Origin of the sequence: Collinsella sp., from assembly GCF_052346665.1 — a bacterium.
Lineage (GTDB): Bacteria > Actinomycetota > Coriobacteriia > Coriobacteriales > Coriobacteriaceae > Collinsella.
This window is the reverse complement of record NZ_DAWDUX010000017.1, coordinates 8,485-17,169: the sequence shown is the minus strand read 5'-3', so window position 1 is coordinate 17,169 and position 8,685 is coordinate 8,485. Positions and strand designations below refer to the sequence as shown.

Annotated in this window: 9 protein-coding genes; all 9 read right to left on the bottom strand. The window is 62.0% G+C overall.

What is annotated here, in order from left to right:
* Positions 1–487, bottom strand: a 487-nt coding sequence (locus ACT8II_RS04495) for a shikimate kinase (protein WP_443813103.1), incomplete at its 3' end; no start/stop codon positions are given.
* A gap of 6 nt (positions 488–493) precedes the next feature.
* Positions 494–991: a YqeG family HAD IIIA-type phosphatase gene (locus ACT8II_RS04490; RefSeq protein WP_443813102.1), complete on the bottom strand. Its 498-nt coding sequence runs from the start codon at positions 989–991 to the stop codon at positions 494–496.
* Positions 992–994: 3 nt separating this feature from the next.
* A complete protein-coding gene (gene mltG / locus ACT8II_RS04485) occupies positions 995–2,260 on the bottom strand; it encodes an endolytic transglycosylase MltG (RefSeq protein ID WP_233546148.1) in 1,266 nt (421 codons plus the stop codon).
* Positions 2,253–2,681: a Holliday junction resolvase RuvX gene (gene ruvX, locus ACT8II_RS04480; RefSeq protein WP_304292166.1), complete on the bottom strand. Its 429-nt coding sequence runs from the start codon at positions 2,679–2,681 to the stop codon at positions 2,253–2,255. Before ruvX ends, mltG begins: the two co-directional genes overlap by 8 nt.
* A gap of 15 nt (positions 2,682–2,696) precedes the next feature.
* Entirely contained in the window at positions 2,697–5,351 is a 2,655-nt protein-coding gene (gene alaS, locus ACT8II_RS04475) for an alanine--tRNA ligase (protein ID WP_443813100.1), read from the bottom strand.
* Between the two features lie 66 nt (positions 5,352–5,417).
* A complete protein-coding gene (locus tag ACT8II_RS04470; protein ID WP_118653669.1) occupies positions 5,418–6,785 on the bottom strand; it encodes an AI-2E family transporter in 1,368 nt (455 codons plus the stop codon).
* 21 nt (positions 6,786–6,806) lie between these two features.
* Complete coding sequence (locus ACT8II_RS04465; protein ID WP_118653670.1) at positions 6,807–7,592, bottom strand: RNA polymerase sigma factor SigF; 786 nt, start codon at positions 7,590–7,592, stop codon at positions 6,807–6,809.
* Positions 7,582–7,968, bottom strand: a complete 387-nt coding sequence (locus tag ACT8II_RS04460; RefSeq protein WP_118653671.1) for an ATP-binding protein — start codon at positions 7,966–7,968, stop codon at positions 7,582–7,584. The genes ACT8II_RS04465 and ACT8II_RS04460 overlap by 11 nt, the downstream gene beginning before the upstream one ends.
* Positions 7,961–8,527, bottom strand: coding sequence for a hypothetical protein (locus tag ACT8II_RS04455; RefSeq protein ID WP_118653672.1), 567 nt, complete (start codon positions 8,525–8,527; stop codon positions 7,961–7,963). Before ACT8II_RS04455 ends, ACT8II_RS04460 begins: the two co-directional genes overlap by 8 nt.
* Positions 8,528–8,685 lie beyond the last annotated feature (158 nt).

Here is an 8,685-nt window from a genome sequence, read left to right as displayed (position 1 = left end):
CATCGGTGAACGAGGTGCCGCGAATATCCACGGTAAGGTCGGCGGCTTGTCGGTACAACGGGCGGCGATGTTCGAGCAGACGCGCGGCGTGCTCGGCGCTGCGGAAATCGGGTCGGGTGTCGGAGCGGCGGATTTGACGCAGGGAGTCGTCTAAGTCACCGTCGAGATACACGCAGTAGCCCATCTCGTGCATGAGCTCGATGTTGCGAGGGGTCTCCACGACACCACCCCCACATGAGACGAGCAGGCTGCGCTCCGAACGCAGCCCCTCGAGCACGGCGGTCTCGAGCTCGCGAAAGCGGTCCTCGCCAAGTTCCTCGAACACGCGGGCGACGGTGCTGCCGCAACGCCGCTCGACCAAGCGGTCGGTGTCGACGAAACGGCGATGGAACATCCGTCCCAGGTTTCGGGCGAGCGTCGACTTGCCGGCCCCAAGGAATCCGACGAAGAAGACGTGATCGCATCCGTGCTTGACCGCCTGCGCCATGGCGACCTACTCCTCGCAGGCCACGTGACGCAGGGCGCGGCGCTCGAAGATGCGGAAAATCTGCGTGTACCACAGGTCGACGGCTGTCTGTGGCTTGACCAGAATAGTGTCGATACCGGCGAAGTTTCCGCCCCACACATCGGTGTAGAGCTGGTCGCCGATCATGACGGCCTCCTCCGGCTTCGCGCCCAAACGGCGCATACCCGCCGTGATCGCATAGGGCAGCGGCTTGCACGCGAAGGAGATGTAATCCATCTTGAGCTCGCGCGCCGAGCGCGAGACATGACTCTTGTGCCAGTTGTTGGACACCATGATGAGCTCGAAGCCGAGCTCGCGCGCATGGTCGAGCCACGCCGCCACGCTGGCGGGCGCGTCCTTGCGGTCACGCGGGACGAGCGTATTATCGCGATCGAGTAGAATGGCGCGTTTGCCGGACGCCCAAAGGGCGTCGAGGTCGATGCGCTCAACGCTCGAAACATAGCGTGCAGGGGAAAACCAGCTCATTGCCTACTCCCAAGACTGCATGTGCTCATCGTAGGTCTCGGAGAAATACTCCTCGTCCTGCGTGATGTAAAAGTAGAGGTCATTTGAATCGGTCGGGTTCAAGGTAGCCTGAATCGCCTCGACCGACGGCGCGCAGATGGGCGTGGGGGGAAGTCCCGCGTTCTTATAAGAGTTATACGGGCTGTCGATGCTCTGGATGTCATCGGCCGTGACGGCGCCGCCCGTCACATACATGAGCGTGGCGTCACTTTGCAGGTACGGGCGACCCGCAAAATCACCCTTCCCGCTCATGCGGTTGAGGAAGACGGAGGCAACATGCGCGCGCTGGCTGGCGTTCAATCCCTCACGCTCAACCACGGAAGCGAGGACGAGCAATTCATAATCGCTGAGGTCGAGCCCATAGCGCTCGTTGATAGCGATGCGGGCGGCCGTGAAGTCGAGCGCGTCGACCACATCCGTCTGATACTGGTCGAGCATGGCGCGAATAATTTGATCGGCCGTGGGAGTGCCCGAGAAGGTATACGTCTTTGGATAAAGGAAGCCCTCAAGGGAATCGTCGGCTGCCTCAGACAAGAAGGGATAATCCGAAACGTAAGCGCTCGCCTTTGCCTGGGCAAGGAAGTCATCGGCAGAGATGCCATAGGTCTCCTCAACGAGCTGCGCCGTCTGCCCGACAGTCCTGCCCTCGGGCACCGTGAGCTTGGCGCCACTGGCATTCGGGCCCTCGACGAGCTGCTCGACCACTTCGACGGGATCCTGCAGCGTCTCGAACTGGTAATCGCCGGGCTTGAGCGACATCTCGGCATTCAGCTTCTTGACGGCGGCATAGTACTCCGAGGGATCCTCGATAATGTGGTTCTCGGAAAGGATGGAGGCTATGGTATCGCCAGAGGCACCATCGGGAATGGTGATAGTGACCTGCTGGCCCGCCTCAACGGTTTGATCGGATCCGCTAAACAGACGAGGGAAGATAAAGATGGCAGCACCTGCGACGACGGCGATGGCGATGAGGACGCCGACGATCACCGGAATCGGAGAGCCCTTCTTATGCGAATCTCCACTACGGCTGTATACAGGCTGAACACCAGTGCGGGAGGGCTGGGCGGAAACGGGACGCGAGGTGTTCTGCGAGAAACGAGTGCCCGCTGGACGCGGCGCGGCGGTACGACTCGAGGCAGACGAAGCGGGGGCAGACCCATTGGTGCGGAATCGCTTGCCCGCCGGACGGGACGTGTCGCCGGGGCGATGGGAACCGGAGTAATCAGCCACGGTCTTCCTTTCGTCTCTGAGAGTCGAGCCACGCCTGCAGGAACAGCGAAGCCGAGATCATATCTACCTTACCGCGCATCTGTTTTTCGCTCAAACCCTGCTCACGCAAAACGCGCTTGGCCTCGCTCGAGGAAAGGCGCTCGTCGATGAACTCGAGGGGAAGGTCGCAGGCACGCGCTACGCGTTCGGCGATCGCACGGATATGCTCTGCCTGCGGGCCTTCCTCCCCCGCCATCGTCTGGGGCAGTCCGCAGACGAGGACATCGGGCTCATGGTCCTCAATGATCATGCGAAAGGTGCGCGCCATATTCTCAACCTCGGAAGCAGGGAGGACCTTGAGCGGCATAGCGACGCGCCCGGTGCGGTCAGAGACCGCGATACCGGTGCGTGTGCCGCCAATATCGAGCGCGAGTGCAACCACCTCTGGACGCCTCGGTTACGCGTTCAGCGCATCGCTCGCGGCCTCGAGAGCAGCAGCGATGCCCGCGGCATTCTTGCCGCCAGCCTGCGCCATGGTGGGCTTACCGCCACCACGGCCATCGACGAGCGGCACGATCTGCTTGATGACGTTACCCGCGTGGAAACCAGCGGCGGCGGCGTCATCGGTCGCGGCGGCCAGTAGCGCGGGCGTACCCTTCTCGGTCACCGTGGCGAGCACGCAGGCGACCGGGCCGGCGATCTTGCCGCGCACGGTGTCCCACACATTGCGCAGGTCCGCCGCCTCGAGCCCCGTGAGCTCGGCGGTCACGAGCTTGTACGAACCCATGTCGGCGGCATTTTCGATCGCCGCGGAAATGGCATCGGAGCCACCGCCGGTGAGCGCGCGCTTGAGCTTCTGGTTGACCTCGCGCAGCTCGGACTGGAGCACAGCGATGCGCGTGGGAACCTCCTCAACACGGCACTTGAGGCCAGCGGCGGCCGACTCGGCCAGCGCAGCGCGCTCCTCGAGATACGTGATGGCGCCGGTGCTGGTCACAGCCTCGATACGACGGACATTGGAACCGGTGGAGGACTCGGAGACGATCTTGAACAATCCGAGCTCCGCCGTGTTGGCAACGTGGGTGCCGCCGCACAGCTCGCGGGAGAAGGGCTCATCCTCGACGCCCACGGACACGACGCGAACCACGTCGCCGTACTTCTCACCAAAAAGCGCCACGGCGCCGGAGGCCTTGGCCTCCTCAATGCCCATGACGGTGGTCACCACGGGCTTGGCGGCAAAGATCTGCTCGTTGACCAGGTCTTCCACCGCGCGGACCTGCTCAGTGGTCATGGCCTCGAAGTGCGTGAAGTCAAAGCGCAGGCCCTCGGGAGACACCAGCGAACCGGCCTGGTTGACGTGGTCGCCCAGGACCTCCTTCAAGGCGGCGTCGAGCAGGTGGGTGGCGGTGTGGTTGCGACGGAGCAGACCGCGGCGGGCGAGGTCGTAACCGACAAAGACGGTGTCACCCTGCGAAAGCGCGCCGATGAGCTTGCCCTCATGGACGTACAGACCGCCCTTGGCGATAGTGTTATTGACGAAGAACTGAGCGTCGACGGTGTCGATAAGGCCGTGGTCACCCATCTGGCCGCCCATCTCGGCGTACAGAGGGGTGCGATCGAGCACGACGGCAGCCTCCGCGACGTTCTCGGCGCGCTCGACACGCTCGCCGTTCACGACGATAGCGAGGACCTTCGCGCCCTCGATGCTCTCGTTGTCGTAGCCCACGAACTCGGTGGCGGGCAACTGGTCTGCAAGCTCGGTCCACACGTCGTTGAAGGAACCCCAGGCGTCACCCTTGGCGGCGGCGCGGGCGCGGGCCTTCTGCTCGGCCATCTCGGCATTAAAGCCCTCGATATCGACCGCATGGCCGGCGCCCTCGGCGATCTCGACGGTGAGGTCGATCGGGAACCCGAACGTGTCGTGCAGCATAAATGCGGCGGAGCCGGGAAGCTGCTCGCCATCCGCGAGCGCCGCGAGCTGCTCATCGAGATAAGCGCGGCCGTTGTTGAGGGTGGTGGAGAAACGCTCCTCCTCCGCCTCGACGATACCCTTGACCAGGCCGACGTTCTCGAGCAGGCTCGGATAGGCGTCGCCCATCACATCATTCACCGCATCGATGAAACGGCCCAGGAACGCGTCCTCGATACCCAGCAGACGCCCATGGAACACGGCGCGACGCAGCAGACGGCGCAGCACATAGCCACGGCCCTCGTTACCGGGAAGCACGCCATCGGAGATCAGGAAGTTCACCGAACGGGCGTGGTCGGCAATGATGCGTAAGGAACGGGAAGCACCGGTGTAGTCGTCATCAACATAGGTCTTGCCGGAGATCTCCTCGCCCAACTTGATGAGACTCTGCATGACGTCGCCGTCGAAGAACGAGCTCTTGTGCTGCATGATGGCAGCCATGCGCTCGAGACCCATGCCGGTGTCGAGGTTGCGGTGGGGCAGCTCGGGCATGGAGCCGTCCTCTTGGCGATCGAACTGAGTAAAGACGAGGTTCCAGAACTCGAGGAAGCGGTCACAGTCGCAGCCGGGCGCACAGTCCGGGCATCCGCAGCCCACCTCCTCGCCGAGGTCGAAGTAGATCTCGGAGCACGGACCGCATGGACCGGTGGGGCCAGCCGCCCAGAAGTTGTCGTCCTCGCCCAGACGGGTGATGTGTTCGGCGGGAACGCCGAGTGAGCGCCATACGGACTCGGTCTCATCGTCCTCGGTGAAGACCGTGAAGTACAGGCGGTCCTTGGGCAGCTTGAAGACCTCGGTGATGAGCTCATAGGCCCACGTGCAGGCCTGCTCCTTGGTCACGCCGCCAAAGGCGAAGTTGCCGAGCATCTCGAAGAAGGAGGCGTGGCGCCCGTCGGCACCGATGATGTCGATGTCATTCGTGCGCACGCACTTCTGGCACGAGCACGCACCGATCTCCTTCATGACCTTTTTGCCCTGGTAGAACTCCTTGAACTGGTTCATACCGGCGTTGGCGAGCAGCAGGGACGGGTCATCGGGAACGAGCGAGGAGCTCGGATAGAGCTTGCAGCCCTTGCTCTCGAAAAAGTTGAGGTAGGCCGAGCGGATCTCGGCGGTCTTCATGGTGGGATAGTCGGCGGCCATGCGTAAACTCCCTGGGTTAAATGAGGTCCCGATCACCGGGACAGTTTCCAACCCGTCTAGTATACGTTAACGGCCGTCATCAGTTGTGTCGGTTTCCTCGGGTTTCTTGGCACCCACATCGTGCTCGTGCGAGGTGAAAGGGTTCTCGAAGTCGATGAGCTTTGCCCACGGGTTCTCGAGCTCGGGCTTGGGCATGGCCTCCGCCTCGGGAACCGAGCTCTCGTCGATGATCTGCGAGTCGGCTACGAAACTGTCGTCTCCCAGCGCGTCAAAAGCAGGAACCGGGTTGCCCTGTGCATCACGGAAGGGGGCTCCACGGAAGAGCGCACCCTCGTAGGAAACGATCTGCTCGCCGGTGCGCGTCTCGAAATAGAAGATGAAGAGCGATTTGATGACCGCAACGAGCGGCAACGCGACGATCATTCCCGCGGCTCCACCGAAAGTCGATCCAACAACGAGCGCCGTGAGCGACAAAACCGGATGCACCTGCATCGTGGACTGGTTGATCTTGGGCGCGATCACGTTGTCCGTGATGTTTTGGGAGAGCATAGCCATGACCATCGTCCACAGCGCCATGATGGGGCTGTACACAAGTGCGATCAGAGACGCCAACGCCGCGGATATGGAGGGGCCGACCACGGGAATGATGTTTAACACGCCCGAAAGAACACCCATGGCGCCCGCGTACGGATGGCCCACGATCGCAAATCCCACGAAGGCGAGGAAGCCCTGGATGACGGAGTTAATGACCGTCGAGCGCAGGTAGCCCCCCACCGAACGACTGACCACCGCAACCATGAGGCGATAGTCGTCGGCTTTGCCCTCGGGCAGCACGCGACAGATTTCCTCGTTGATGCGGGGGTAATCGCACGCAAGCCAGAACGCGAGGACGAAGCCGAGGAACACGATGAAGACCGTCGAGGCGATGTTGTTCACCATGGGAACGATGCCATCGCGCACAGCCGCGAGCAGGCCCGAAAGCGCCTGGTTGACGATGTCCTGCGCGGCGGTGAAGATCGAATCGAGCTGAACGATGTCATTCAAATGCTCGACCACGGCGTACTTGCTCTCCATGCGCACCACCCACGCACCGAGGGCGGAGAATTTGGAAGGAGCATCGCGCAGGAGGTCGATGAGCTGCCCGGTAACCATGGGGATCACGAGCGCAAAGAGTAGAATCAAGCCGACCATGACAACGATGAGGCCTATCAGGGCACCCGCACCACGGGGGACACGGTGGCGCTCGAGCCAATTGACGATGGGCGAGGCGACGAATGCCGAGAGGCAACCGACGGAGAGGAAGAGCAGCACACTCGAAAGCGAGCCGATCAGGTTCAGCGCGACGGAGGCGATGATGATGACGCCGATGACGATCCAGATGTTGAAAAACGTGATGCGGGCCACACGCTCTGCGTGCGAAGTATCGTGCTTCATAGTTCCTCTCACCAACCGGACCTAGCCGGCCATGGACCCGTCGGGGTCGATTTTGTCTTGGATCTTCTTGAGCGTACGCCTGAGCAGACGGCTCACCTGCACTTGGGAGATGCCGAGCTTCTCGGCAATTTCAATCTGCGTCATCCCCTGCAGGAAGCGCATCTCAATGACCTCGCGCTCACGCGGCGAGAAGCTCGCAAGTGCCTCCTCGATGATGATGCGATCATCGGTGAAGGCGAGGTCTTCATCCTCCGTGGCATATCGGTCGATGACCGAGGGGGTGTCGTCATCCTCCATGCCCGAAGGCGCCTCAAGCGAAACAGAGCTATACGCGGAAGAAGATTCCATGGCCTCGAGCACCTCGTCGACGGAGGCGTCCAGATACTCCGCAATCTCGGCGATAGTCGGCGAACGCTGAAGCTTGGAGGTAAGGGTATCGGTGGCCTGGTTGACCTTTGCCGAGAGCTCTTGCAGGCGCCTAGGCACACGGACGCTCCAACCCTTGTCACGGAAATGCCGCTTAATCTCGCCCATGATGGTGGGCGTGGCGAACGTGGTGAACTCGAGGCCGCGACTCGGATCGAAGCGGTCGATAGCCTTGAGCAAGCCCAGATACCCGACCTGCACGAGGTCATCGAGAGGCTCTCCGCGATTCTTGAACTTATTGGCGATGAAGCGCACGAGATTCAGATGGGACATCACGAGTTTCTCGCGAGCATCCATATCGCCCTCTTCTTTGAAGCGGCGGAAGAGCTCGCGCGTCTTCTCCTTGTCCCAGGCGCTTTTACCCGAGGTTTTAGATGGCATCGACGTCCGCCTTCACGTCGAGCACCAAGCGAGCGGGCGCCTCGTGCTTTTCGTAGACATCGCAGACCGAGCCCAAGATGAGATCGGCGTACACGGCGGTCGGGTCCTCCTCAGAGGGCACTGCGAACGCCGTTGCGGACAACTGGAACGTCATGGCGACATGACGCTCATCGACATCGAAGTCGATGACTAGGTCCTCACCCGGCGTCGTTCCGCAAGCGTAGATGAATGCCTCCTCCGCAGCCATGCGCATGTCTTCGACGCGCTCGACCGACATGGCGGAAAGCGTCGCCACGTTCGCGGCGGTCATGCGCACGATGCGCGCGAGATGCGGCTCGCAAGCAACGGTAAGGGCGACACGCGTGGGATTACTCATGGTCGGACTCCTCGGCGGGGGTGTAGGTGAAGTACTGACGGGGCTCATCTGCCTCAATGGGCTCTGTCTCCCCCGAGGCATGGTCGAACGAGCCGGGCGTCTCTGCTGCCGGGGCAGCCGCTGTGTCGCCGAAGGTGCGGGGTGCGGGCATGGACTCAGTCTTACGCGGCTTGGCAAACAGCTTGTGAACCTTCTCACTCGCGGCGTCAGCAAAACCGGTCACGGCACTCGACGCGCTGCTGGCGGCACCGCTTACCGCGGAGACGTCACGAAGTACACCGTTGACCTCGATAAGGTCTGCCGAGAGTGCCTCAGTCGCGACCGTGGCCTGCTTGAGCAGGGGTTCGATCTGGGACACAGCCGGCTGCAGTTCGTCGACCACACCATCGAGCTTGGCGACCACAGGACGCGCCTCCTCGATGGTGCTGTTGATCTGCTCGACGGTCTTATCGAGCGAATCGACCACGCCGCGTGTACGACGCAGCATGAGGGCCAACTCGACGACGGCCCAAGCGCCGGCGAGCGCCAAAACGATAAGGACGATCTGGATGGGATCCATGAATGCCTCCGTAGTTGTCTCGTCACAGATAGATTGATGATACCCGTTCGCGTCCAATTCAACCATCTCGCTTCTCCCGTGCGCGGGCGGCGATCATTTTGCTCGGTCAAGTCCTGCGCAAGACGAAGCGTCCACTGGACGCTTCTTTGCGTGCGGAA

What these genes read in the sequence shown, in the direction of transcription:
- ACT8II_RS04455 (WP_118653672.1), bottom strand. Translation starts at nt 8,527, where the DNA reads ATGGATCCCATCCAGATCGTCCTTATCGTTTTGGCGCTCGCCGGCGCT.
- alaS (WP_443813100.1), bottom strand. Translation starts at nt 5,351, where the DNA reads ATGGCCGCCGACTATCCCACCATGAAGACCGCCGAGATCCGCTCGGCC.
- ACT8II_RS04465 (WP_118653670.1), bottom strand. Translation starts at nt 7,592, where the DNA reads ATGCCATCTAAAACCTCGGGTAAAAGCGCCTGGGACAAGGAGAAGACG.
- ACT8II_RS04490 (WP_443813102.1), bottom strand. Translation starts at nt 991, where the DNA reads ATGAGCTGGTTTTCCCCTGCACGCTATGTTTCGAGCGTTGAGCGCATC.
- ACT8II_RS04460 (WP_118653671.1), bottom strand. Translation starts at nt 7,968, where the DNA reads ATGAGTAATCCCACGCGTGTCGCCCTTACCGTTGCTTGCGAGCCGCAT.
- ACT8II_RS04470 (WP_118653669.1), bottom strand. Translation starts at nt 6,785, where the DNA reads ATGAAGCACGATACTTCGCACGCAGAGCGTGTGGCCCGCATCACGTTT.